General features: G+C 66.1%; 20 protein-coding genes. 12 read left to right on the top strand and 8 right to left on the bottom strand.

The window, feature by feature from the left end; genetic code table 11:
• Positions 1-6 precede the first annotated feature (6 nt).
• The 3 genes from dnaJ (at position 7) to ACQPXH_RS31510 (ending at position 3,395) form a co-directional block, all read left to right on the top strand.
• Complete coding sequence (dnaJ, locus tag ACQPXH_RS31520) at positions 7-1,170, top strand: molecular chaperone DnaJ (protein WP_433600049.1); 1,164 nt, start codon at positions 7-9, stop codon at positions 1,168-1,170.
• Positions 1,170-1,571, top strand: a complete 402-nt coding sequence (locus ACQPXH_RS31515) for a heat shock protein transcriptional repressor HspR (RefSeq protein WP_433600048.1) — start codon at positions 1,170-1,172, stop codon at positions 1,569-1,571. Before dnaJ ends, ACQPXH_RS31515 begins: the two co-directional genes overlap by 1 nt.
• A gap of 654 nt (positions 1,572-2,225) precedes the next feature.
• Entirely contained in the window at positions 2,226-3,395 is a 1,170-nt protein-coding gene (locus ACQPXH_RS31510; RefSeq protein WP_433600047.1) for an FAD-binding oxidoreductase, read from the top strand.
• A gap of 217 nt (positions 3,396-3,612) precedes the next feature.
• On the opposite strand, the gene ACQPXH_RS31505 is transcribed toward ACQPXH_RS31510, so the two are convergent.
• The 4 genes from ACQPXH_RS31505 to ACQPXH_RS31490 form a co-directional block, all read right to left on the bottom strand.
• On the bottom strand, positions 3,613-4,389 hold the full coding sequence (locus ACQPXH_RS31505; protein ID WP_433600046.1) for an FAD-binding oxidoreductase: 777 nt from the start codon (positions 4,387-4,389) through the stop codon (positions 3,613-3,615).
• An 8-nt stretch (positions 4,390-4,397) separates the two neighbouring features.
• Complete coding sequence (locus ACQPXH_RS31500) at positions 4,398-5,555, bottom strand: FAD-binding oxidoreductase (RefSeq protein ID WP_433600045.1); 1,158 nt, start codon at positions 5,553-5,555, stop codon at positions 4,398-4,400.
• A 208-nt stretch (positions 5,556-5,763) separates the two neighbouring features.
• The gene (locus ACQPXH_RS31495; protein ID WP_433600044.1) at positions 5,764-6,663 is read right to left on the bottom strand and encodes an LLM class flavin-dependent oxidoreductase; all 900 of its coding nucleotides are present in this window, start codon (positions 6,661-6,663) and stop codon (positions 5,764-5,766) included.
• Positions 6,664-6,742: 79 nt separating this feature from the next.
• On the bottom strand, positions 6,743-7,678 hold the full coding sequence (locus tag ACQPXH_RS31490; protein WP_433600043.1) for an NADP-dependent oxidoreductase: 936 nt from the start codon (positions 7,676-7,678) through the stop codon (positions 6,743-6,745).
• A 233-nt stretch (positions 7,679-7,911) separates the two neighbouring features.
• Here ACQPXH_RS31490 and clpB point away from each other — a divergent pair, with 233 nt between their 5' ends.
• The 7 genes from clpB (at position 7,912) to ACQPXH_RS31455 (ending at position 16,663) form a co-directional block, all read left to right on the top strand.
• Positions 7,912-10,470 carry an ATP-dependent chaperone ClpB gene (gene clpB / locus ACQPXH_RS31485; RefSeq protein WP_433600042.1) on the top strand — a complete coding sequence of 853 codons (2,559 nt, stop codon included), beginning with the start codon at positions 7,912-7,914 and terminating at the stop codon, positions 10,468-10,470.
• An 888-nt stretch (positions 10,471-11,358) separates the two neighbouring features.
• Positions 11,359-12,186, top strand: coding sequence for a DUF5666 domain-containing protein (locus tag ACQPXH_RS31480; protein WP_433600041.1), 828 nt, complete (start codon positions 11,359-11,361; stop codon positions 12,184-12,186).
• Between the two features lie 56 nt (positions 12,187-12,242).
• The gene (locus ACQPXH_RS31475) at positions 12,243-13,367 is read left to right on the top strand and encodes a hypothetical protein (RefSeq protein ID WP_433600040.1); all 1,125 of its coding nucleotides are present in this window, start codon (positions 12,243-12,245) and stop codon (positions 13,365-13,367) included.
• A gap of 38 nt (positions 13,368-13,405) precedes the next feature.
• On the top strand, positions 13,406-14,197 hold the full coding sequence (locus ACQPXH_RS31470; protein ID WP_433600039.1) for an SDR family NAD(P)-dependent oxidoreductase: 792 nt from the start codon (positions 13,406-13,408) through the stop codon (positions 14,195-14,197).
• Positions 14,198-14,202: 5 nt separating this feature from the next.
• Positions 14,203-14,769, top strand: a complete 567-nt coding sequence (gene pyrE / locus ACQPXH_RS31465; protein WP_433603645.1) for an orotate phosphoribosyltransferase — start codon at positions 14,203-14,205, stop codon at positions 14,767-14,769.
• A 146-nt stretch (positions 14,770-14,915) separates the two neighbouring features.
• A complete protein-coding gene (locus ACQPXH_RS31460) occupies positions 14,916-15,974 on the top strand; it encodes a beta-ketoacyl-ACP synthase 3 (protein WP_433600038.1) in 1,059 nt (352 codons plus the stop codon).
• Entirely contained in the window at positions 15,971-16,663 is a 693-nt protein-coding gene (locus ACQPXH_RS31455) for a lysoplasmalogenase (RefSeq protein WP_433600037.1), read from the top strand. The genes ACQPXH_RS31460 and ACQPXH_RS31455 overlap by 4 nt, the downstream gene beginning before the upstream one ends.
• A 62-nt stretch (positions 16,664-16,725) precedes the next feature.
• Here ACQPXH_RS31455 and ACQPXH_RS31450 read toward each other — a convergent pair whose 3' ends face one another.
• The 4 genes from ACQPXH_RS31450 to ACQPXH_RS31435 all read right to left on the bottom strand — a co-directional run bounded on the left by ACQPXH_RS31450 (position 16,726) and on the right by ACQPXH_RS31435 (position 19,746).
• On the bottom strand, positions 16,726-17,178 hold the full coding sequence (locus ACQPXH_RS31450; RefSeq protein WP_040696927.1) for a DUF3592 domain-containing protein: 453 nt from the start codon (positions 17,176-17,178) through the stop codon (positions 16,726-16,728).
• 304 nt (positions 17,179-17,482) lie between these two features.
• Positions 17,483-18,601 (bottom strand): glycoside hydrolase family 76 protein, encoded by a 1,119-nt coding sequence (locus tag ACQPXH_RS31445; RefSeq protein ID WP_433603644.1) that lies wholly within the window; start codon positions 18,599-18,601, stop codon positions 17,483-17,485.
• A gap of 87 nt (positions 18,602-18,688) precedes the next feature.
• Positions 18,689-19,369: a TrmH family RNA methyltransferase gene (locus tag ACQPXH_RS31440; protein WP_433600036.1), complete on the bottom strand. Its 681-nt coding sequence runs from the start codon at positions 19,367-19,369 to the stop codon at positions 18,689-18,691.
• Between the two features lie 38 nt (positions 19,370-19,407).
• Positions 19,408-19,746 carry a DUF4190 domain-containing protein gene (locus tag ACQPXH_RS31435; RefSeq protein ID WP_433600035.1) on the bottom strand — a complete coding sequence of 113 codons (339 nt, stop codon included), beginning with the start codon at positions 19,744-19,746 and terminating at the stop codon, positions 19,408-19,410.
• 95 nt (positions 19,747-19,841) lie between these two features.
• Between ACQPXH_RS31435 and ACQPXH_RS31430 the strand changes: the two genes are divergently transcribed.
• Positions 19,842-21,206, top strand: coding sequence for a sensor histidine kinase (locus tag ACQPXH_RS31430; RefSeq protein ID WP_433600034.1), 1,365 nt, complete (start codon positions 19,842-19,844; stop codon positions 21,204-21,206).
• Positions 21,203-21,856: a LuxR C-terminal-related transcriptional regulator gene (locus tag ACQPXH_RS31425; RefSeq protein WP_063044803.1), complete on the top strand. Its 654-nt coding sequence runs from the start codon at positions 21,203-21,205 to the stop codon at positions 21,854-21,856. Before ACQPXH_RS31430 ends, ACQPXH_RS31425 begins: the two co-directional genes overlap by 4 nt.
• The last annotated feature ends 171 nt before the right edge of the window (positions 21,857-22,027 follow it).

Below are 22,027 nucleotides of genomic sequence, written 5' to 3'. Positions count from 1 at the left end.
TGCCCGGTGAGCCAACGGGAGTGGATCGAAAAGGACTTCTACAAGGAGCTGGGTGTCTCCTCCAGCGCCTCGCAGGACGAGATCAAGAAGGCGTACCGCAAGCTCGCTCGTGATCTGCATCCGGATGCCAATCCCGGCGATACCAAGGCCGAGGAGCGGTTCAAATCCGTCAGCGAGGCGCATGCCGTGCTGTCGGATCCGGCCAAGCGCAAGGAATACGACGAGACCCGAAAGCTGTTCGCCGGTGGCGGATACGGGCGCGGTGGCTTCACTCCCGGTGCGGGCGGCGGCTTCTCGCAGGACTTCAATATCGGGGACATCTTCGGCCAGGCGAATGCCGGCGACGGTGGCCTCGGTGACCTGCTCGGCGGCCTGTTCAACCGGGGCGGCGCGCGCACCACGAGCCGTCCCCGCCGCGGCGCCGATGTGGAGACCGAGACGACCCTCGGCTTTCGCGAGGCCGCGCAGGGTGTCACGGTTCCGCTGCGAATGACCAGTCCGTCGCCGTGTACGACCTGTCACGGCAGCGGCGCCAAACCGGGGACCAGTCCGCGAGTCTGTCCCGTCTGCAATGGCAACGGCGTGATCAGCCGCAACCAGGGCGCGTTCGGCTTCAGCGAGCCGTGCGACGAATGCCGTGGTAGCGGTTCGATCATCGACGATCCGTGCATCGACTGCCACGGCACCGGCATCCAGAATCGGACCCGCACCATCACCGTGCGGATTCCCCCCGGTGTCAGCGACGGGCAGAAGATCCGGCTGGCCGGACAGGGCGAGGCCGGACTGCGTGGTGCGCCCTCGGGTGACCTCTATGTGACCGTGCACGTCGGCCAGGACAAGGTCTTCGGCCGCAACGGCGACGACCTGACCCTGGTGCTGCCCGTCAGTTACAGTGAATTGGTGCTGGGCACAACGGTTTCCGTGCCCACGCTGGAAGGGCGCGTCGGTGTCAAGGTGCCTGCGGGCACCGCGGACGGTCGCATCCTGCGGGTGCGCGGCCGTGGCGTGCCCAAGCGCGGTCCCGGCGGCGGGGCGGGCGATCTGCTCGTCACCGTCAAGGTGGCCGTGCCGCAGAAGCTGGACGACAATGCCGCCGAGGCGCTCAAGCGCTACGCGGAGGCGGAGAAGACCAGCGGGTTCGATCCACGTGCGGGATGGGCAGGTGCGTGATGTCCGATAATCCGAAGCAGGCGTCCGGCGGGGCTTCGCGGGCGGAGTTCTTCATGATCTCCGTGGCGGCCCAGCTGGCGGGTATGCACGCGCAGACATTGCGCACGTATGACCGCCTCGGACTGGTTACGCCGCAACGGACTTCGGGTGGCGGTCGACGTTATTCGGCACGGGACGTCGAACTGCTCCGCGAGGTGCAGCGGCTGTCCCAGGACGAGGGTGTGAACCTGGCGGGCATCAAGCGCATCATCGAACTCACCAATCAGGTCGAGGAACTGCAACAGCGCGTCGCCGAGATGGCGGCCGAGCTGGACCGGCTGCGTGCGGGGTATCGCCCCGATCTCGTACCGTCGCAACGCAGTACCGCACTGGTGGTGTGGAAACCGCGCAATAGGCGCTGATAAGCGCGAAAAGGCTCCGGGATTCGGTTTCGACCGAGCCCGGAGCCTTTTGTCATTTCGTGCCGATAAGTGAATGCGTTATGTCGCAACGTCGAATCGGGTTGCGGACCCGAATTACCGCCGGCAGTGCTCGAGCAAACCCCCGAACCGGTTTCATTACCCGACAACCGGTTCAGCCTCTCGTGGGTGTCGGTGTGTGGGTTCGGCAGGGTTGCCAACGATGTGCCGACCTGCGAAGTTTGCTGTGGCCCTTGCTTCGGCAAACAATGCGCCGGATCGCGCCGCCGATTCCGTCGGTCGCCAGGTCGGCCTACGCCGGCGGTTTGCTCGAGCCGGATGAGCGGTCTCGGATCGCGGGTTGCCGCACGATAGCTCCAAGATGCCGATTGGGATGAATCTTGCAAACCTGACCTTCCGAATTCGGTGAGTATATGACGGATTTCGCCGTCGTGTTCGTTCTTTCGGTTTGTTTTCAAGGGTTTTCGTAGGGCGGTTCCTCGTTCAGGGGAATTACATGCGTGATGTTTATGCGACTGATACCGCGGCTGGCAAACCTCGCCTACACTCGTTACGCATCGGCTGCTGTCGAGTGTCCCGCAGCACCTCACTCGCCGGCACGGGTTTGTGTTCGAGTGCAAAAGGGGTGTGACACAAATGGACTCGCGGACTGTCGCTTTGATAAGAACGACGTTCAAGGCGGTTGCTGCGGAGGAGGGGGGTCCGGCCAAGCTAGCCAGTTCGTTCTACGCAATTCTGTTCACGGACTATCCCGCCGTACGGGATTTCTTTCCCGCAGCAATGGATTCCCAGCGTGACAGATTGGTCAAGGCCATCTCCTACGCGCTGGATCGGCTCGAGGAGCCGAACAAGTTATTGCCATTCCTCGCCCAACTCGGGCGCGATCACCGCAAGTACGGGGTGCAGGCCGCGCACTACACCGCCGTGGCGACCTCGTTGAAGTCCGCGATGCGGATCTTCGCGGGCACCGAGATGTGGACCGACGAGGTCGACCGGGCCTGGGACGAAGGCCTGAAGATCATCGGCGACACCATGATCGGCGCGGCCGAACAGGAATCGGCGCCGCCGGTCTGGAGCGGGACCGTCGTCGAGTGCCGCGAGGTGCTGCGCAATCTCGCCGTGGTGCGGCTGCAATTGAATCAGCCGATGCAGTACGCCGCGGGCCAATACATCAGCGTGCAGATCCCGGCCCGGCCGCGCATGTGGCGCTATCTGTCCCCGGCGGTGCCCGCGAATGCGAACGGAGAGATCGAATTCCACATCCGCGGTGTGCTCGGCGGCTGGGTCAGTCCCGCCATCGTCGGCCACACCAATATCGGTGACCAGTGGCTGCTCGGTTCACCGCTCGGCGGACTCGGCGTGCCGCGCAATGTGAAACGCAAAATGCTGATGGTCGGCTGCGGTACCGGCATCGCACCCCTACGCGCCCAGCTCATGGCGATGGCACAGCGGCGCGTCAATCCGCGGGTGCATCTGTTCGTCGGCGGCCACCACCCGTGTGACCTCTACGATCTGGAGATCCTGAGCCAACTGGCCACCGCCAATAAATGGCTCACCGTCACGCCGGTCACCGAGAGCGATGAAAACCCTTGGTGGTACCTGGATTCCGGCGAGCCGACGCACACCTGGCCGGGCCTCGAAGCCCGGATGACCGGCCAGATCGGCAAGGTCGTCGCGAGCTACGGCTCCTGGTCCGACCGGGATGTGCAGATCGTCGGCTCACCATCGATGGTGCAGACCACCAAGTTCCGTCTCATGGCAGCAGGTACGCAGACCAAGGACATCCGCCACGATCCGCTTTTTTGAGTTGTTGGCCGCGCCTTCGCCGCGGCGCCCTGAGACGGGCCGCGAACTCCTCGCTCGTAGGACAGAGTTCCGTGGTGGTCACTGACGGTGGGACGTTCGGCACCTGACGCGCGCGTCGGTGGCTCACACTTGCGTCGTGTGCGCTTCGACTCTGTGGCCATGCCGCGCGGACGTGAAACGGCACGCGAGACTCGCTCCATGGTGGTCGGAGTGTCGATCAAAGGCCCTCGAACTGTATTGCGGCAGCTGGGGTTCCGGTTTCGACGAGGCGGTCCAATGTCACGCGGACCATATTGGGTGAACCGCAGACAAGTACCTGATGGTGGTCGAATGCGCCGTGTGAAGCGACGACATCGGCGAGCGTGCCGAAGAGCATATCGTCGAGCGGGAAGCCGATATCCACGCGCGACTGCTCGTACCATTCGTCGACCCAGCCCGGATCCTCCGGACCCTCGATCACGGGAATCACCGTGAGCCAAGGAAATTCGTTCGCCAGCAGGAACAGCATGTCATCGGCGTAGAGGTCGCGCGGGGAGCGCCCGCCGACGAACAGGTAGGTGGGCGGCGGATCATCGTGGCGGGCCAGGTCGAGAATCTGGGAGCGCATCGGGGCCAGCCCGGTGCCGCCCGCGATCATCACCACCTCGTCCCCGTACGGATCGACGGCGAGAGTGCCAAGGGGAGCGCTGATCTGCCATTCGTCGCCCGGTCGGGTGTCGGCGACAATACTGCCGCTGCACCAGCCGCCCGGCACAGTGCGCACGTGGAATTCCAGCTTGCCGTCCAGCGACGGCGGCAGCGCGGGGGAGAGCCGACGGCGCATCCCCGGATGCTGCGGTACCCGGACCTCGACCGACTGTCCCGCGAGAAACGGGACGTACTCACCGATCAGACGGATAACCGCGATGTCGTGGCGTAGCCGGTGGTGACCGACGACGGTCGACTTCCATTCGGGCGCCGCACCATTGCGGTGCGGGCTCGGATCAATTGTCATCACTTCTCTCAAACGGGATCTGAGCTGATTACCGACTCGGGGGTGCCCACCGCCATCAGGGCGCGGCGGGTGTCGGCGATCATGCGGGCCGAACCGGCGATCTGGATCTGCCGGTCGGACCATGAGCCGAAGCTGGCGACGACCGCTCCCAGATTTCCGATCAGGCGGCGGTGCATGCCGTACGGCTCGTCCTGCGGTGGATGCGGATACCACCACGGGTTGGTCTTCTGCTCGCAGACCGGGACCACGGTGAGCCACGGATTGCTCTGCGAGAGCTGCCACATATTCTCCACGTCGTACAGATCGCAGGGGTAGCGGCCGCCGATGAAGAAGTGCACGCGCGGGTTGATGCCGCGCTGACCCATCTCGATCAGCTGCGCGCGCAGCGGGGCGATCCCGGTGCCCGCACCGATCAGCAGCACGTCACGGCCGCTGTCGCGATCGATGTGCAGACCGCCGAGCGGACCCGCGATCATCCACCGATCGCCGACCCTGGTTTCGTTGACGATCGCCGGGCTGACCCAACCGCCGCGGATCTTGCGCACGTGGAATTCGATCTCGCCGTAGGGATTCGCCGGAATCGCCGGCGAGAGGTAGCGCCACATCTTCGGGCGCTGCGGCAGCGAGATCGGTACGTACTGCCCGGCCTGATACGGAATCGGGCTTTCGGTCTGCAGCCGCACGACGGCCAAGTCCTCGAGCACCCGGCGATGGCCGACCACGGTCGCATCCCAGTACGGCTGCGACTTGTCGGAGTTGGCGCCGATGGCCATGGATGCGGAGATGAGGATGGTGATATCGCGCCAGCCCTCCTCGAGCGAGCGATTCCACATCGGACCGTTGAAGACCCGGAAGGCGGCCAGCAGCGCCCGCCCCGCGATGTCGTAGTGTGCGGCGATGACACCGTACTTGCGGTGATCGCGCGCCAACTGTTCCAGGAAACTCTGGGCCCGCTCCCAGTCCTCGAGATTGTCGAGCACGTAATGGATGGCGGTCACCACCCGCTTGGCCTGCATCTCCATCGCGGGCGGGAACAATTCCCGCAGCTGCGGTTTCTCCGCAAACAGGTGACCATAAAACGCACTGATCAACCGCTCGGGTCCGTTCGGTGACTCGATCACCGCTCGGAAGTTGGCGCGGACCAGCGCTGCCGAACGCGCATCCACGACGTGGAGCTTCCTTTCCCTCAAAATCTGCCCAGGGACATATCCGTAACCGGCGGTCCTCCGCCGACAAGTATCCCTGAAAATCACATGGTCGTGTGGGTATGGCCGATCACGTCCGCGCTCACGGGTAATCCGTGGGCAAATCGGGGCTGCTCTGGGCCGGATACGCAGGATATCGCGACCTCGCTCGCTCCGGGTTACCGCCGGGTCAACTCGTGACGTTCGCGCGCACCGCGGGCGCGACCAATTCGGCGTAGCGATGCACCTGGTCGACGGGGTCGCCCTCGGTCGGCCAGAAGATGAAGCCGTCGATGCGCTGGTCACGATGCAGTGTGGATAAATCGTCCACCCAGCGCTCGGGCGGGCCCTCCAGGAAGCCGTGGTCCGTACCGTCGGCGGTGATGGTGCCCGACAGGTTGTAGACCCGGCGGATGGCGCGCGGATCGCGGTGCGCCGCGGCGGCGGCATCGTCGATGCGCTTGCCGGCCTCGGTCAGGAATTCGGGCGGGGCCCAGGCCGCCGAGGGCAGCCAGCCGTCGGCGCGCTGTCCGGTCAGGGCGAGCATGCGCGGTCCCTTCGCGCCGAGCCAGATGCCCGGGTCGTGCTGCGGCTGCGGTCCGGGATGGGCGCCGGCGAGCAGGTGATAGGTGCCGGGCACCCGGACCGAGCGTTCGTCGCTCCACATGGCCCGGATGACCGCGATGCCCTCGGCCAGCGCCTGGACCGACTCGCCCGCGCTCAGGTGGTAACCGCCCATGGCGGCGATGGCGGCCCAGAACGCGCCGGCGCCGAGTCCGAGATGGATCCGGCCGCCGGTCATGATGTCGAGGGAGGCAACGGATTTCGCGAGTACGGCGGGATTGCGCAGGGGCAGGTTGGCGACATCGGGGAAGAAGGTGAGTCGCTCGGTCCGCATGGCCAAGCCGGTGATCAGGGTCCAGGTGTCGAGGAAGCGTCGCTGGTAGGGGTGGTCCTGGACGCCGATCAGGTCGAGTCCGGCGTTTTCGGCATATGTCGTCAGCTCGGTGAGCTGCTGGTAGTTGTCGGCCTCCGGACTCAGGAAGAGGCCGAATTCGGGTGTGCGTGAGCCTTTCTTGCGGGCGCTCACGCCTCCGCCTCGCTGTCGCTCGGCTTCGCGGTGCCCGTCCTGGCGGCTGTGTCTTCGGCTCGCTCGCTCACACCTTGCCTCAGATGGCTAGCACGGTTTTGCCCCGCGCCCCTGTCGCGCCGATGACCGATGGGCCCCGGTCCAGTGGGACGGTCGCGTCGATCGGCACGACCACATCGCCTGCGGCGACCCGATCGAGCAGGCGGGTCAGTTCCGGTCCACGCCCGGAGGATTCGATATTTCCGCCTTTGATGCCTCGATCGCGCAGCGCGTTCGGATCGGCGGACCGGATGGTGGAGTAGACGGTGCCGCCGTCGCGGACCAGCGTGGTCAGTTCGGCCAGCACCTCGGGTGGACTCACCAGATCGAACAGTGCGTCGATGCCGTCGGGATGCGCGGCGGCGACCTGTTCGCGGATCGGACCGCGGGTGTAATCGATGGTCTCGGCAGCGCCGAGCCTGGTCATCTGATCGGCGACCGATCCGCGCGCCGTCGCGATGACGTGCGCTCCGGCGATATTCGCCAGCTGCACCAGGAAGGAGCCGACGCCGCCGGTGGCACCGACGATCAATACCGTCTGGTCCGGTTCGATCTTGGTGGCGTCCACGATGTCCTGCGCCGTGATGCCCGCGGTCGGCAGGGCGGCCGCCGCGACGGTCGGCACCCGATCGGGGATCGGGACCAGGGTGGCGTCCTGGGGCAGTACCGAGTACTCCGCGAAGCTGCCGTGGCCCGCGGGCGGGACCAGGAATTTGCCGACGACGCGGTCGCCGACGCCGAATTTGGTGACGCCGGGGCCGACCGAGGTCACCGTGCCCGCGCCGTCGACGCCGAGGATCATCGGGAAATCGTGCGGCAGCTTGCCATCCAGAATGCCGCCTGCCATCTTCTGGTCGAAGGGGTTGACACCTGCCGCCTCGACCTGGATTCTGACCGCACCCGCGCCCGGTTCGGGGGTCGGCATTTCGGCCAGTTCGGGTGTTGCTCCGAAGCTTCGTACCACGATCGCGCGCATCCATCGCTCCTCGAGTCGGGCTGGATTTGATGCATCAATCAACGGCCAAGGCCATCGTAGGCATCGCGGTGTCATAGGCCCGGTGATTGATGCCATTCGGCAGTGTCGCGGCGTAGCGTTCGAATCGAGTCTGTTCGGGTGTCGAGCGGCCCGCTCGAGAATCAAAGTTGAGCGGAACAGACTCAACCTTTCGGACGTTGGATAGTGCGAATCGACTAGTAAGAAGGTGACTTGTGGACTCGTTCAATCCCACCACCAAGACCCAGGCGGCCCTGACCGCCGCCCTGCAGGCCGCCTCGGCCGCGGGCAATCCGGAGATTCGTCCGGCGCACTTGCTGGTGGCGTTGCTGGATCAAACCGATGGCATCGCCGCCCCCTTGCTCAAGGCCGTCGCGGCAGATTCGGCGACCATTCGACGCGAGGCACAGGACATCGTGGACAAGCTGCCGCGAGCGACCGGTGCGACCACCGCACCCCAACTCGGCCGCGAGGCACTGGCCGCGATCACCGCCGCCCAGCGCCTGGCCACCGAACTCGGCGACGAATACGTATCCACCGAACACGTCATGGTCGGCCTGGCCGAAGGCGATTCGGATGTGACCATGCTGCTGATGAAGTACGGCGCGACACCCGACGCGCTGCGCGAGGCATTCACGACCGTACGCGGCAGCGCGCGCGTCACCACTGCCGATCCAGAGGGCAGCTACCAAGCGTTGGAGAAGTATTCGACCGATCTCACCGCGGCCGCCCGTGCGGGCAAGCTCGACCCGGTTATCGGGCGCGATACCGAAATCCGCCGTGTCGTACAGGTTTTGAGCCGTCGCACCAAGAACAACCCGGTGCTGATCGGTGAACCAGGCGTCGGCAAGACCGCGATCGTCGAGGGCCTTGCCCAGCGCATCGTCGCCGGTGACGTGCCGGAGTCGTTGCGCGGTAAGTCCGTCGTCTCGCTCGACCTTGGCGCGATGGTGGCCGGCGCGAAGTACCGCGGCGAATTCGAGGAGCGGCTCAAGGCCGTCCTCGAAGAGATCAAAAACAGTGCGGGACAGATCATCACGTTCATCGACGAGCTGCACACCATTGTCGGCGCGGGCGCGACCGGCGAATCGGCGATGGATGCGGGAAATATGATCAAGCCGATGCTCGCGCGCGGTGAGCTGCGCCTGGTCGGCGCCACCACGCTGGAGGAATACCGCAAGTTCATCGAGAAGGATGCCGCCCTGGAACGCCGCTTCCAGCAGGTGCTGGTCGGCGAGCCGTCGGTGGAGGACACCATCGGCATCCTGCGCGGCATCAAGGACCGCTACGAGGTGCACCACGGTGTGCGCATCACCGACTCTGCGCTGGTCGCCGCCGCCACGCTCAGCGACCGCTACATCACCTCCCGGTTCCTACCGGATAAGGCGATCGACCTGGTCGACGAGTCGGCGTCGCGGCTGCGCATGGAAATCGACTCGCGCCCAGTGGAAATCGATGAGGTCGAGCGGGCGGTGCGCAGGCTGGAGATCGAAGAGGTCGCGCTGGAGAAGGAGACCGACGCGGCATCCGAACAGCGCCTGGACAAGTTGCGCCAGGAACTCGCCGACGACCGCGAGAAGCTGAACCAGCTGATGACCCGCTGGCAGAACGAGAAGAGCGCCATCGACCAGGTCCGCGTGCTCAAGGAGGAATTGGAATCCCTGCGCGGTGAATCCGAACGCGCCGAGCGCGACGGTGATCTGGGCAAGGCCGCGGAACTGCGCTACGGACGCATTCCGGCGCTGGAGAAGCAGCTCGCCGAGGCCGAAAAGGTTTCCGCGACAGCCGCTGACGGCGAAGTGATGCTCAAGGAGGAGGTCGGCCCCGACGATATCGCCGAGGTGGTCTCGTCCTGGACCGGTATTCCGGTCGGCCGGATGATGGAGGGCGAAACCCAGAAGCTGCTGCGGATGGAGCAGGAGCTTGGCAAGCGCGTGGTCGGCCAGACCGAGGCGGTGCAGGCGGTTTCCGATGCGGTGCGCCGGGCGCGCGCAGGCGTCGCGGATCCGAACCGGCCGACGGGTTCGTTCATGTTCGTCGGCCCGACCGGTGTCGGTAAGACCGAGCTGGCAAAGGCATTGGCGGACTTCCTGTTCGACGACGAACGCGCCATGGTTCGCATCGATATGAGCGAGTACAGCGAGAAGCACTCGGTCGCTCGGCTCGTCGGCGCCCCGCCCGGCTATGTCGGTTACGACCAGGGCGGTCAGCTCACCGAGGCGGTCCGGCGTCGGCCCTACACCGTCGTGCTCTTCGACGAGATCGAGAAGGCGCATCCGGATGTCTTCGACATCCTGCTCGCCGTACTAGACGAGGGTCGCCTGACCGACGGCCAGGGCCGCACGGTCGACTTCCGCAACACCATCCTCATCCTGACCTCGAATCTGGGTGCGGGTGGCGATCCGGAGTTCGTCATGAACGCGGTGCGCTCGGCCTTCAAACCGGAGTTCCTGAACCGCCTCGACGATGTAGTCATGTTCCACGCCCTCGACGAGGAGCAGCTGGAATCCATCGTCGATATCCAGCTCGACCAGCTGCAGAAGCGGCTGTCGCAGCGCAGACTGAAGCTGGACGTCAGCGATTCGGCCAGGTTCTGGCTCGCCGTGCGCGGCTACGACCCAGCCTACGGCGCCCGCCCGCTGCGCAGGCTGATCCAGCAGGCCATCGGCGACACCCTCGCCAAGGAGCTGCTCGCCGGCGAGGTCACCGACGGCGACACCGTGGCGGTAAATGTGAGCCCGAACGGCGAAAGTCTCATCGTCGGGCGCGCCTAACCGAGATGGCCCAGCTTGCGATCATCCCGCAGCTGGGCGTCCCCGGTGACCACCACGGAGCTGTCTTACGAGCGAGGAGTTCGCGGCCCGTCTCGCGTCCGAGTCGTCGACACGCATACGCCGCAGGCGCAAGTCTCGACGACCCGGACGCCAGCCACCCGACCCGCGCGCCTGGCCTGACAAATTCCGTTCAAACACTGATCACCCCGTACCGTCTTACGGTGAGTCAGGACGGCCACCGCGGGAACTCAGCAATCATTACTGTCTTACGAGCGACCGTTGACGGCCCGTCTCGCGTCCGAGCCGTCGAAGCGATGCGCCGCAGGCGCAAGTCTGGACGACCCGGACGCCACCCACCCGACCGCGTCCCTCGCCTGACAAATTCCGTTCAAACACTGACCACCCCGCACGGAGCGAGATGCTTACGAGCGAGGAGTTCGCGGCCCGTCTCGCGTCCGAGCCGTCGAAGCGATGCGACGTAGTCGCGAGTCTGGACGACGCGTTCGCCAGCCGCCGGATCCGCGTGCTTGGCCTGACAAATTCCGTTCAAGCACTGACCACCCCGCACGGAGCGAGTCTTACGAGCGACCGTTCGCGGCCCGTCTCGCGTCCGAGCCGTCGAAGCGATGCGACGTAGTCGCGAGTCTGGACGACGCGTTCGCCAGCCGCCGGATCCGCGTGCTTGGCCTGACAAATTCCGTTCAAGCACTGACCACCCCGCACGGAGCGAGTCTTACGAGCGACCGTTCGCGGCCCGTCTCGCGTCCGAGCCGTCGAAGCGATGCGACGTAGTCGCGAGTCTCGACGGCTCGGACGCGAGACACCAGGGGGCCGCGAACCCGCCGCGCCGCAGGCGCGGCCAAAGCAACACAGCCTACGCTGGAGGCCATGAGTAGTCCCAACGATCCCTGGGCACAGCGACCGGAGGATGCGCCGACGGAACATATCGGTCCGTCGGGTAAGTCGGGATTTCAGCCTTCGCCGCCCACGACGGAATACACCGAGGCGTTCGGCCACGGCGATGCGACCTCGGTCTATCCGTCGACCGAACAATACGAGCCGTGGGGGCCGCCGCCGGTCAATGCCACCAAGGAGTTCCCGCCGTACGACAGTCAGGTCCAGTGGGGCGGGCAGGAAGGTGGCGCGTGGCAGGAGCCGACCCAGGTCGGTGCATACGGTCAGCCGGGCGCGCAGTATCCGCCCGGCCCGCCGGGTGGATCCCTACCCCCGGATCAGCAACCGCCGCGCAAGCGGAACACCGGCCTGTGGATCGCCCTCGGAGTCGGGGTGATTCTGCTGATCGGCGCGGTCGGCGTGCTCGCGGGCGTGCTGATGGGCGGTAAGGACACCTCGTCGAGCTCCGCCGCGAGCACTTCGGCCTTCCCGACCGCGGGCCGATCCACCGGACCCTCGGGCGGTCCATCGTCCACCCAGGTCCTGCCGAGCATTCCGGGACTCGGCGGCATCGATAACCTCGGCGCGACCATGGGCACCATCAAAGCCAATGCCGGTGGCCAATTGACCCTCGACACCATCGGCGGATCCGCCGTGACGGTGCGCACCACCGACAAGACCCAGGTGATCTCGTTGAACGGGTCCAAGGCATCCGATCTTCCGGTCGGCGACATGGTCATGGTGCAGGGCGATAAGGCCGCGGACGGTTCGATCGACGCGAAGATCATCATCAGTACCGCACTGCCCGGGGGCACACGGTGAAATATCAGCGGGCAGTGATGCGCAATAGCCCTGTCGGCTCTATAGGGTAGGCGACGATGACGGCAATGTGGTTCGGGTTGGCGGCGATCGCGCTCGTTGGTGCGATCGTGCTGCTGTATTTCGATCGGGTCCAGCGACGGCGGACCGGTCATGCGCGCCAGGTGTGGGCGAAGGCGCAGGGCTATACGTATGTGTCGGTGGAACCGGCGCTGGCGTCCACTTGGCGCCGCGGTGCGTTGGCCAAGCTCGGCTATCTTTCCGCGGTGGATGTGGTGTCCGGCGTCCGCAAGGGCGAGAAATTCGTCCTCTTCGATCTGGAGGACGCGGCGACGCTGGTCGCGGTGCGCAGGCAGATCGGCTCCGACATCGATGTGGATATGCGGCTCAAGACCGCTTCCCCGCCGAAGGACGCCGATCTGGAACTGCTCGGCGCGATCGGCGATCGGGTGGTGTTCGCGACCAATCCGGAAATCGCCAGGCACGCCGTCGACCAGCGCATGGTCGCCTTCATCGAATCGCTGCCCGACAGCGTGCAGATGCTGTGGAGCGAGGGCAATTGGACCCTCGGCATGCTGAATGTCGGGACGGTGGCCAAGGATTGGGAGACCGCCATCGATGCGGTGCTTCGCCTGTCCGGTCTGTTGCATGTGCTGCCGCCGGTGAGTGATGTGCGCGGGGTGGATTCCGGTGGGCACGATCCGGGACGGCCGCATCCGCGCCAGCGGGCGGATGACCGAGACGAGGCGGACAGTCCAGGGGCCGCGTCGGCGGATCTGCGCAAGGGCGAGGACTTCGAGGACGACTACGAGGCCTCCGCCTATGACGAATCGTCTTATGACGAAGACGATTTCGACCGTCCGCAGTACCGCGAGTACTCCGACGACGACTATTACGACGACGAACCGGCCGCCGAACCGGTGCCACCCGAGCCGCCCCGCCGCCCCAGTCTCGCTGTCGTCCCCGACTCTCGCTCGCGGGCCCGCGACGAGCGCTGGGCAGCCGAACCGGAGGACGACTGGTCGCCGGAGGACCGCCCCGCCCAGCGCAAATCCGCGAAGCCCGAGTCCGTCCGGTCCGACCCGGATGCGGACGATTGGGAGTCGGCCGAGCACACACCGGAACCGCCAGGCGGTCCGTTCCACCCGGGATTCCGCCCGTATCAGGGACCCGTGCCGCAGTGAGCGGGCATGACGCCCTTTCGACACCGATTGTCCAACCTGTGCGTCTGCCCGGTGCCACCCGCCCGGTCGCGCTGATCACCGGACCGACCTCCGGCATCGGGCACGGATTCGCCGTGCGTTTGGCCACACTCGGTTATGACCTTGTGCTCGTCGCCCGCGACGAGGACCGGCTGAACGCACTCGCCGCGGAATTCGAGCGGAAATTCGCGACCCGTTCGGAGGTGCTCGTCACCGATCTGGCCAAGGCCGACGATCGGGATCGGGTGCTGGCTCGCGCCGCCGATGGCATCGAATTCCTGGTAAACAATGCCGGATTCGGTCAGTCGGGGGAGTTCTGGACGCAGCCGCCCGCCGAGGTGCAAGCCCAACTCGATGTCAATGTCACCGCGGTGGTGCAGCTCACCAGGGCCGCGCTGCCGTCGATGATCGCGGCCGCGAAGGGCTCGATCGTCAATGTGGCCAGCGTCGCTGGTCTGATCCCCGGACGCGGCTCGACCTATTCGGCTTCCAAGGCCTACGTCGTATCCTTCACGGAAGGGCTGGCGGGTGGACTGGCTGGAACGGGAGTCCGGGTCCAAGCCCTGTGCCCCGGATTCGTGCACACCGAATTCCACGAGCGGGCCGGTATCGAGATGTCCTCGCTGCCGAAAAAGCTGTGGCTGAGCGTCGACCAGGTGGTCGCCGGTTCGCTACGTGACTTGGAGAAGGACCGGGTGCTCAGCGTGCCCGGCGTGCAGTACAAAGTGCTCACCACCGCCGCCGGGATGATTCCGCGAGCCCTGGCGGCCCGACTGAATCGCGGCATGTTCAACGCACGCGGAAGGACTTGACAGACATGATCGACCAGGCGAACAAGGCCACCGTTTCGACGGCCGACCGAGATAGATTGGCCGCACTCGTGCGCGAGCTCGCCGTCGTGCACGGCCGCGTCACGCTGTCCTCGGGCAAAGAGGCCGACTACTACGTCGACCTGCGCCGCGCCACCCTGCACCACGGTGCCGGACCGCTGATCGGCAAGCTGCTGCGTGAACTGGTGGCGGACTGGGATTTCGAGGCCGTCGGCGGGCTCACCATGGGCGCGGATCCGGTCGCGCTTGCCGTCATGCACGCACCCGGCCGTCCGATCGACGCCTTCGTGGTGCGTAAAGCCGCCAAGACCCACGGCATGCAGCGCCAGATCGAGGGCCCGGACATCGTCGGCAAGCGGGTGCTCGTCGTCGAGGACACCACGACCACCGGAAATTCGCCGCTGACCGCCGTGCGCGCACTGCGCGAGGCCGGTGCGACCGTCGTCGGTGTCGCGACCGTGGTGGACCGGGAGACCGGTGCCGATCAGGTAATCGCCGCCGAGGGCCTGGAGTACCGGTCCATCCTGGGATTGAAGGATCTGGCCCTCGGATAAGCTGCGAATGCGGTCCTGGGTCGCAATCGCTGGTGATCGGCGCTTCGCCTTGCGCTGAAACGCCGACAGCGGCGTGACCCGATAACAGGACGTATACGTCGAGCGCGTCGAGGCGTTCGAGACAGTGAAGGGTCGTGGAGTTACCTGTGGTGAGCATTGCAGTCAATAAGAGCCGTGCGAATGTCGCGATGCTCGGCATCGGTGCTTACCGTCCGAAACGCCTGGTCAGCAATGAAGAGGTGTGCGAGGTTCTCGACTCGACCCCGGAGTGGATCTATGAGCGCACCGGTGTGCGCAACCGTCGGTGGATCAGCGGTGACGAAACGCTGCAGTCGATATCGGCGGCCGCCGGTGAGCGGGCGATCGTCAACAGCGGCATCGACCGGTCCAAGATCGGTGCGCTGATTCTGGCTACCTCGAGCTGGTTGACGCTGACCCCGCACGGCGCCCCCAAGGTCGCCAACGACCTGGGGATGAACGGGATCGCGGCTTTCGATCTGACCTCCGGCTGCGGCGGTTTCGGCTACGGCGTCGGGGTCGCCGCCGACCTGATCCGCTCCGGATCGGCCGAATATGTGCTGCTCATCGGTGCCGAGACGATGACGGTCGGACTCGATCCGACCGATCGCGGCACCGCGATGATCTTCGGCGACGGTGCGGGTGCGGTGGTGGTCGGCCCGAGCGAGGAGAACGGCATCTCCCCGACGGTGTGGGGCAGCGACGGCGAGAATGCCTCGGCGATCGAGCAGGACGTCGACTTCCTCGAATACATGGAGAAGGCACAGCGGCTGCAGGGCATCGATCCGGCCGTCGAGCCCATCGGCCGGATGTCGCTGCGGATGGAGGGCCCGCGGGTATTCCGTTGGGCGGCGGTCACTTTGCCGCGCGCGCTGGCCTCGGCGCTCGAGGTCTCCGGTGTCTCCAAGGAAGATATCGAGGTCTTCATTCCGCATCAGGCCAATGCGCGCATCAACGAGCTGATGAAGAAGAACCTCGGGCTGGCCGATGACATCCCGGTGGCCAATGACATCGAGAACACCGGCAATACCTCCGCCGCCTCCATCCCGCTGGCGATGGAGGAAATGCTGGTGACCGGCAAGGCCAAGGGCGGCCAGGTCGCGCTGCTGCTCGGTTTCGGTGCGGGTCTGAGCTATGCGGGCCAGGTCGTCACCCTGCCGCCCGCCCCGAAAGAGCCGAGCTTTTGACGCGTCCGTTCCGAGCCGCATTTCTGGCGGCAGCGGCGGCGACCGTGTACGGCGCGGTCACCGGCCGTGAGAAGGTGCAATGGGTGGCGAAGCCGCTGCTGATGCCGCTGTTGGCGGCGGATGTGGCGACCGATCAGGCGGTGTTGGAGCCGGTTGATCGGACGGTTCTGCTGGGTTCCCTCGGTGCCGCGACCATCGGTGATGTGCTGTTGATCGAGCCGGACAATGACCGGCGGCTGATCGCGGGCGCGTCCTCGTTCGCGGTGATGCAGACCGGATATTCGGTGCTGTGGTGGCGGCGCGGGGGGCGGCCGCGCCCGGAGATCGCGGTGCCGCGGGTGCTGGCCTGGCTCGGTGTCGCACTGCTGCTGCGGGCCAAGGCGCCTACCGTTGCGGCTCCGCTCACGGCCTATGGTGCGACGCTGGGCAGTGCGGCAGTGCTCGCCTCCGATACCGGATTGGCTCCGGGCGCGAAAAATGTTGCCGGACTGAATATTCCGAGTGCCGATCCGCGTAGTCGGCTCGGCCTGGGTGCACTGCTGTTCACCGTTTCCGATGGTTTGATCGTGCTGCGCCGACTGTTCGCGCGGAGCGAGCGTTCCCGGCGGGTCACCGAGGGCGTCATCCTGGCTACCTATGCGGCCGCGCAATATCTGCTCGCGGACCCGCGAGCGCACGCGCGGGACTGACCTCCCGCCCGTCGATTCGGCGAAGTTCGCCGATCGGCCCGGAGCGCGCAGTTGGTCGAGAGTTATTGCCCCAGAACGAGAATGATCCGATCGCGATTTTGCGGATCGACCCGGATGGAGATGGTCTCGCCGACCGCGAGCCGCGGCTTATCGGCCGGGGTGACATCGAAAACGATGGTGCCACGGTAACTTTCGGACCCCGGCACAACCAGCTCCAGATCGAATTCGGTCAGTTCGGTGTGATGATCGGTGCGCTGCAGCGTATGCGCGCCCTCGATGGTCGCCCACCCCTCCAGCCCGTGCCGCCACAACTGCCGATCCGCGCGCGATGGCCGAGCCGCCAATAGCATTCCGACGCCCACGCATGATCCGAACAGCCCGACCAACGCGACGATCTGAAATGGCTCGGTCCCCGGCGGCGTATGCGGTAGTAGCCACCCCAGCCAGAATCCGAGCACGATCAAATACCCGGTGGTCACCCCGAGCACTGTGCGGAGAACGCGTGCGTGATCCATGCCAGCCTCCACCCGACTGCCCTGCACCTCAAGGATAGGACCGCTCACCCGCCGTGAACCCGCCTTGACCACAACCGTGACCTGCCCGTTCCACCGCGTCCCAACACTCCATGCGGCGGGATGAGCAACCGAATGGTTCGGCAAACCCAGAATGCTTCTCGGCTGGTCCGGTCTCCGCTCGCAGTCTTGCGCGCAGCGGTGCCGTCGAACCTCACGGTTGTGCCGAACACCCGGTACTGCCGCTGATCAATTGTCTGGCAATGCCTTTGATCATCTGATCGATACGGCAGGGGCAGGCTTACGCCTACAGCCCCGCGGCGCTGACCTGGTAGGCCGCCTCCATCAGCAGCCAGCCCGACAGTTGCACCGACAGATCGCGTTCGGGCACCCGCGAGGAGGTCACCGAACCGCCCGCAGTGAAATGGCCGGCACCGGACCGGCCGCCCGGTAACTGGGCGGGTTTGTTCCAGTCGTGCCCGAACAGCGGCTCGCCCTCGACCTCGAGCCGGTTCGCCCAGGCGGCCTGGGCGCTGGCGCGCACAATGGCCGCCGCGGTCCGCCGGTCGGCGGCCTGTTCGCGCTCGTCGCCGGGCAGCATCAGCGCGACCACCGCGAGATAGCGGGCCAGGATTCCGTTGAACAGTCCGCCGTCGCCGCCACCGCCGCCATTGATCACCCCATCGGTGGTCATCTGCTCCTCGACCGCGGTGAGCAGCCGGTGCACCCGTTCGCTGTGCCGCGGCTCGCCGGTGTGCACCGCGAGTTCGGCCTCCAGGCCGAGCACCACGCCCTGGCAATAGGTGAAAGTCGGGCTCTCGATCTCGCCGGAGGGCAGGTGGATGCCGTCCAGGATCAGGCCGGATTCCTTGTCGCACAACGTCGCATCGATCCAGTCCGCCATTTCCTGCGCGCGGACGTGGCGGCCGAGGCGCAGCAGCGCGATCGCGGCCGGTCCATTGGCGGGGGCATTGAAATAGTCCGCGCCGACCCGCCACGGCACACCGCCGCCTCGCGCCGGATCCCACGCGCCGTACAGTTCCTTCTCCAGTGCGATCAGACCGCCGCGCGCCTCGGCGATGCCCTGGGTTCGCTCGGCACGCTCCAAAGCGATTGCCAGCCAAGCCATATCGTCGTAGTAGCTGTTGGTCCAGCCGGTGATATTGCGCAGCCGATGCGCCCGCGCGATCGCCGCGATGCGGTTGCGTCGCGTCGGTGTCGGCACCCGGTTGGCGGCATCGACCGCACAGTCGATCAGATGTGCCTGCCACCAGTAGTGCCAGGAGGCGAACGCCCGCTCACGACGGGTCGCCGGCCAACCGACGACACCCAATTCGGTTCCCGGCACGGCCCATAGCGCGCGTAGGTGCCGAGAGACGATCGCGGATTCGGCCATATCCGCGCGCTCGGACCACAGCGCGGGCATGGGGGCAGCATCGCGCCCGGTTTCCGGGCTCCGCGAGGTCATGGGTCAATGGTGCCAGCTTCGAGCCGATCAATACCGATCTTTTCGTTACCAAGCTGACGTCAAATCGGCATGTTGCCGGATCCATGCGTGCATTGCGATGCCGGCCGCGACTCCGGCATTGATACTGCGGGTCGAACCGAACTGCGCGATCGAAACCGTCAGTGCCGCCGCACCCTTGGCATGTTCGGTGACACCCGGCCCTTCCTGCCCGAACAGCAGCAGGCAGCGGCGCGGCAACTCGGCGGTTTCCAGCGGAACCGACCCGGGCACATTGTCCACCGCGACCACGGTCAGGTTTTCCCGCTCGGCGAAGGCGAGTAGCTCGCCGATATCGGTGTGATGTTCGATGTGCTGATAGCGGTCGGTGACCATGGCGCCGCGGCGATTCCAGCGCCGCCTGCCGACGATGTGCACGGCGGCCGCGGCGAAGGCGTTGGCGGTGCGCACCACGGTGCCGATATTCGCATCGTGGCCGAAGTTCTCGATGGCGACATGGAACGGATGCCTGCGGCGGTCGATATCGGCGATGATCGCCTCGCGCTTCCAGTAGCGATAGGCATCGACGACATTGCGGCGGTCACCGCCGGCAAGCAGCTCCGGATCGTAGTGCGGATCCGCCGGCGGGGCTTCCCCGTGCTCCTGCGCCCATGGTCCGACACCGTGCGGGTGCTCGCCCCATTCGGTGGGGCCTGGCTGCTCGGCCGTATCCGGCGCGGGGTGGTTCACCCCGACGATGCTAATTCCGGCCGTCCCGGCGGCACGATTCAGTACGTCGAGGACGAGGAGCCGAGGACACCGACAGCGGCGAGGACCACCATCAGGATGACGAACAAAATGGTCAGGATCAGCAGTATCGAGGCGATCATGCCGCAGATGTATCCGGCCTGCACGCTGCCGCGACCACCGATGGCGCCGCCGGACGCATCGATCTCGTTGAGCGCCTTCTTGCCCATCACCCACGCGACCGGGCCGAGGAGCTGGCACAGCAGCAGGCCGAGAATGCCGAGGATCATGATCGTAATGGCCTGCGGGTGATCCTGCGGTGGGCCATAGGCTGGGTATCCGTACGGCGAACCGTACTGCGGCGGCGGCGGATAGTTCATGCGCAGGATGGTAGTTGGTGGTGTGGCTGGCCACACCTCCGTTTCGGCGGTCAGCTCGATCGAATGCCGCCATGCCCGCGACAACCATGGAGTCCATGACCGAGACACAAACACTCGTGCTCGACGCGCCGACCGGCAAGACCGGCCCGGACGCGCGAGAGGTACTGCGCGCGGTGCTGCGGGCGCCGATCCAGGCTCGGACCTGGAAGCAACTCGTCTACGTATTCACGGTTTTCGTGATCGGCATGCTCGCCGTCTGCTATCTGTTCTTCGGTTTCGGCGGCGGTTTGTACGCCTCGATCTTCCTGATCGGCATCCCGATCCTGGCACTGGTGCTGCTGGGCGCGCGGCTCTGGGCGAAGGTGTATCGCGCGCTGGCCAGGGATCTGCTGGACGCGCAGGTGGACGCGCCGCCGCCCTATGTTTCGCAGCCGGGCTTTTTCGGATTTCTGAAGAGCGCGTTCACCGATCGCGCGAGTTGGCGGGCCGTTCTGTTCCTGTTCGCGCAGGCCGTACTCGGTGTGGGCGGCGGGTACCTCGTGCTGATCGTGGTGGCCGTGTCGGTATTCACCGCGTTCTCGCCCATCCCGTGGGTGCTGTTCAACCCGACGAATATCGACGACAACGGCGTCGAGCACCATTCGCTGGCCCAGTTCGGATCCTTCTATATCGACACTTGGCCAAGGGTTTTGCTGATGTCCGCGGTCGGCATCATCTGCTGCTTCGCACTGCCGTGGCTGCTGCGCGCGGTGTGCTGGGTACACGGACTACTCACCATCGCCTTGCTGTCGGCGACGGCGCGGGACCGGCAATTGGTCGAGTTGCGTGCGAGCCGGCGTGCGGCCGTCGAGGATTCGGCGGCGACGCTACGTCGGGTCGAGCGCGATCTGCACGATGGCACGCAAGCGCGCTTGGTCACCATCGCCATGGCCTTGGGCCGGGCCGAGGAGCGGATATCCCACGGTGGTGACGCTCGCGACCTGATCGCCGACGCATACGCCGATGCCAAGGAGGCGCTGACCGAATTGCGGGAACTGGTGCGCGGAATCCATCCGCCCGCGCTCGAATTGGGGCTCGAGCCGGCACTGGAAACACTGGCGTCGCGGTGTGCCGTTCCAGTTGAGCTGCGAGTCCAGCTGCCGCAGCGGCCGAATCCCGCGATCGAGGCGATCGCCTACTTCTCGGTCGCCGAACTGCTCACCAATGTGGTCAAACATGCGAATGCCACCAGTGCGTGGGTGTCGGTCGTGCCGACCGATGCGCACACCATCGCGGTTTCCGTGCGCGACAACGGCATCGGTGGTGTACTGCAGCCCGTGGACGGAGAACACGTTGCGGGCAGCGGACTTTCCGGACTGGCCGCGCGGGCGCGTGCGGTGGACGGCACATTGACCGTGCAGAGTCCGACCGGTGGGCCGACCGTGGTGACCATCCTGCTGCCGACGGCCGGGCCACGATGAGTACGCCGTTGCGGGTGGTCATCGCCGAGGACAACGCGATCCTGCGCGACGGGCTGGCCGGGCTGCTGACCGAGCGTGGCCACGAGGTGGTCGCCATCGTCGGCGATGCCACCACCTTGAGCGATGTGGTCGGCACCCACAACCCCGACGTGGCCGTGGTCGACGTGCGGATGCCGCCGACCTTCACCGACGAGGGGCTGCTCGCGGCAATCGAGTTGCGCCGCAAGTATCCGCTCACCGGCGTGCTGGTGTTCTCGCAGTGGATCGAAACCCGCTATGCCACCGAACTTCTCGCCGGCGGCGCGAACGGCGTCGGCTATCTGCTCAAGGATCGGGTGGCCGACGTCCGTGACTTCGTCGACGCCCTGGACCGCGTCGCCACCGGCGGCACCGCGCTAGACCCGGAGGTGGTGAGTCAGTTGATGGGTGCCGCACGCCAACAGGATTCGCTCGCCCGGCTCACACCCCGCGAGCGTGAGGTCCTCGAACTGATGGCTCAGGGACTGTCGAACAATGCGATCGCAACCGCACTCACGGTCACCGAGCGCGCGGTCGAAAAGCACATCGGCAATATCTTCACCAAACTGGATCTGCCACCCTCCGACACCCACCACCGCAGAGTCCTCGCGGTCCTGCGCCTGAAGGGCTGATCCGGCTCATCCGCGCTGCTCATCGATCGTTGGGCAGGGAGCGACAATAATGCGGGTCGTGCGGAAGCGCTGCTGTCCATCGAACTCGCGAACGCCATCCGCGAACGGCGGCTGGAACTCGGTCTCACCCAGTCGCAGTTGGCTCGGCGTGCCGGACTGCACCAGCCGGAC

The organism is Nocardia sp. CA-135953, from assembly GCF_050955735.1.
Lineage (GTDB): Bacteria > Actinomycetota > Actinomycetes > Mycobacteriales > Mycobacteriaceae > Nocardia.
This window is presented reverse-complemented; position numbering and strand designations above follow the sequence as displayed.

What these genes read in the sequence shown, in the direction of transcription:
- ACQPXH_RS31515 (WP_433600048.1), top strand. Translation starts at nt 1,170, where the DNA reads ATGTCCGATAATCCGAAGCAGGCGTCCGGCGGGGCTTCGCGGGCGGAG.
- ACQPXH_RS31510 (WP_433600047.1), top strand. Translation starts at nt 2,226, where the DNA reads ATGGACTCGCGGACTGTCGCTTTGATAAGAACGACGTTCAAGGCGGTT.
- ACQPXH_RS31505 (WP_433600046.1), bottom strand. Translation starts at nt 4,389, where the DNA reads ATGACAATTGATCCGAGCCCGCACCGCAATGGTGCGGCGCCCGAATGG.
- ACQPXH_RS31490 (WP_433600043.1), bottom strand. Translation starts at nt 7,678, where the DNA reads ATGCGCGCGATCGTGGTACGAAGCTTCGGAGCAACACCCGAACTGGCC.
- ACQPXH_RS31480 (WP_433600041.1), top strand. Translation starts at nt 11,359, where the DNA reads ATGAGTAGTCCCAACGATCCCTGGGCACAGCGACCGGAGGATGCGCCG.
- ACQPXH_RS31475 (WP_433600040.1), top strand. Translation starts at nt 12,243, where the DNA reads ATGACGGCAATGTGGTTCGGGTTGGCGGCGATCGCGCTCGTTGGTGCG.
- pyrE (WP_433603645.1), top strand. Translation starts at nt 14,203, where the DNA reads ATGATCGACCAGGCGAACAAGGCCACCGTTTCGACGGCCGACCGAGAT.
- ACQPXH_RS31450 (WP_040696927.1), bottom strand. Translation starts at nt 17,178, where the DNA reads ATGGATCACGCACGCGTTCTCCGCACAGTGCTCGGGGTGACCACCGGG.
- ACQPXH_RS31445 (WP_433603644.1), bottom strand. Translation starts at nt 18,601, where the DNA reads ATGCCCGCGCTGTGGTCCGAGCGCGCGGATATGGCCGAATCCGCGATC.
- ACQPXH_RS31435 (WP_433600035.1), bottom strand. Translation starts at nt 19,746, where the DNA reads ATGAACTATCCGCCGCCGCCGCAGTACGGTTCGCCGTACGGATACCCA.
- ACQPXH_RS31430 (WP_433600034.1), top strand. Translation starts at nt 19,842, where the DNA reads ATGACCGAGACACAAACACTCGTGCTCGACGCGCCGACCGGCAAGACC.
- ACQPXH_RS31425 (WP_063044803.1), top strand. Translation starts at nt 21,203, where the DNA reads ATGAGTACGCCGTTGCGGGTGGTCATCGCCGAGGACAACGCGATCCTG.